Source organism: Kitasatospora sp. NPDC036755 (assembly GCF_040636595.1).
Lineage (GTDB): Bacteria > Actinomycetota > Actinomycetes > Streptomycetales > Streptomycetaceae > Kitasatospora.
Genome location: NZ_JBEZUT010000623.1, coordinates 1 through 2037 on the forward strand (window position 1 = coordinate 1; position 2037 = coordinate 2037).

The 2037-nt window shown below is 72.1% G+C and carries 1 protein-coding gene; it reads left to right on the forward strand.

Going from position 1 to position 2037, the window contains the following annotated elements; all coding sequences use genetic code 11:
* Positions 1-2037: hypothetical protein (locus AB0E96_RS40615; RefSeq protein WP_359831812.1), on the forward strand; the 2037-nt coding region annotated here is incomplete at both ends.

A 2037-nucleotide genomic window follows, 5' to 3' on the forward strand; every position in this document is an offset into this window, starting at 1 on the left:
CTCGTGCAGATCGTCGCCACCCAGGACGTGTCCAACCCGACCGTGCTCGCGCCGGACGGCACCACCGTGACCTGCGACGACCCGGTCGGCCCCGGCTGGGGCCGCAACAAGACCCTGCGGTGTGCCACCACCCTGGCGGGCACGTACACGCTGAAGGTCGGCACCGCCACCATGGCGCCGGCCACCCTCGCGGTCTCCTACCTTCCGCTGCAGTCCACCACGGCCTGCCGGACGGTCGGCGCCGCCGACCTCGCCCTCGGCGCGCCGACCGTCTTCCACGGCTCCCTGGCGCTCGGCTCGGCCGGCGACTGCTACCGGGTGAACGACCTCGCCGCCGGTGACGTGCTGCGCACCGAGGCCACCCAGCCGGGCGTCACCCCCGTCGTCTACGACGGCACGGGCGCCCAGGTCTGCAGCAAGTCGACCTACCCCGACTGCCGGCTGACTGGCCCTGCCCCGTTCCGCATCACCGCCCAGCGCTTCGACGGCGCGGCCCAGGAGTACGCCATCTCCGCGGCCCGGCTCTCCCGCCCGGACGGGTGCGTGACCATCGAGCCCCAGGCCTTCGGCGTCTCCCCGGACCTCTCCTCCACCGCACGGTGCCGGACGCTGCGCGTCCCGGAGACAGCTCCGTACACCTTCCGCCCGGTCAAGCCCGACGGCGACATCGGCGGCACGCTGTTCGCGGCCGACGGCTCCCCGATGGGCGGATTCTGCCCGCAGGGCTCCTGCGACCTGGCGCCCGGCGACTACACCTGGGCCGTCGCCGCGTACCGGGCCCCGGTCGGCGCGTTCGGCATGATCTTCCGCTCGGCCAGGGAGACCCGGGGCTGCGCCGCCGCCAACGACACCGGTCTGACGGCCGGTCCGGCCACCGGCACCTTCGGCGGCCCCGGCCAGGAGCTCTGCCTGACCCTGCCGACCGCCTCCGGCAAGGGCGTCTACCTGTTCAACCAGCCCCCCGCGGACGGCGCACCGGCCGTCGGCGAGGTCCTCGACGCCCTGGGCGCCACGCAGTGCGGCTTCGGCGACTCGACCACCGTCTGCAAGCTGGCCGGCACCGCACCGTTCCGCGTGGTGCTGAGCGGCACGCCGTCCAAGGCCTTCGGCCTGGCCGTCCACCGGACCGAGGAGACCGGGGGCTGCACCGTCTGGTCGCGGACCGGGTTCGACATCACCTGGGGTGCCACGGTCTCGATGCCGGTGGACTCGAAGCAGGCCGCTTGTCTGAGCCTGCCGGCGGACCAGCACTCCACGTCCGAAGTGATCGACTTCAGCAACCTCGACGGTCGATTCAACGGAGCCGAGCTGAAGGTGCTGGACGCCGCGGGCGGCGAGGTGTGCACGTTCATCTCGGTCGACAGCTCGGCCAAGGCCTGCACCCTCACCGTCGGCGTCCCGTACACCGCGCTCCTGATTCCACGACAGGCCTGGAGCGCCGACAGCTACAAGCTCGCCCGGCGCGACGTCTCGTCGACCGCGCAGTGCCTCACCCCCTCCTCGACGGCGTTCGGCCGCCCGGGGACGTCCTTCGACCTGATCTCGGCGCTGGACGCCCGGTGCGTCCGGATCGACGGCGCGGCCACCACGGACAAGTTCTGGCTCGGCTCGCGGCCCGGCAGGAACCTCTACGGTCCGGGAGTGCTCGCCGCCGTACTCGACGCCGACGGGAAGAACATCTGCACCCAGTTCTGGACCAGCTGCCTGGCCACCGGCTCGACCTCGTACACCATGGTCCTGTTCGCGGCCGGGTACCAGGACCAGCCGATCCACACCACGGTGGACACCTGGAAGGTCGGAACCGCCGACGGCTGGGCACCGGAGTGCACGGCCCACCCGATCTCGATCGACGGCTTCCCGCAGCGAAGCGGGGTGCTCACCGAGGACTCGGACGGCTACTGCGCCGTGGTCGACATGAAGCCCTCGCAGTCGTTCGGCATCATTGGCACCAGCAGCAGCGTCACCAGCGCGCAGCCCGACTTCAGCCTGCTGAGCGGCGCCCACTGGACCCGTCACTACGACGGTACCGCGTGCTGG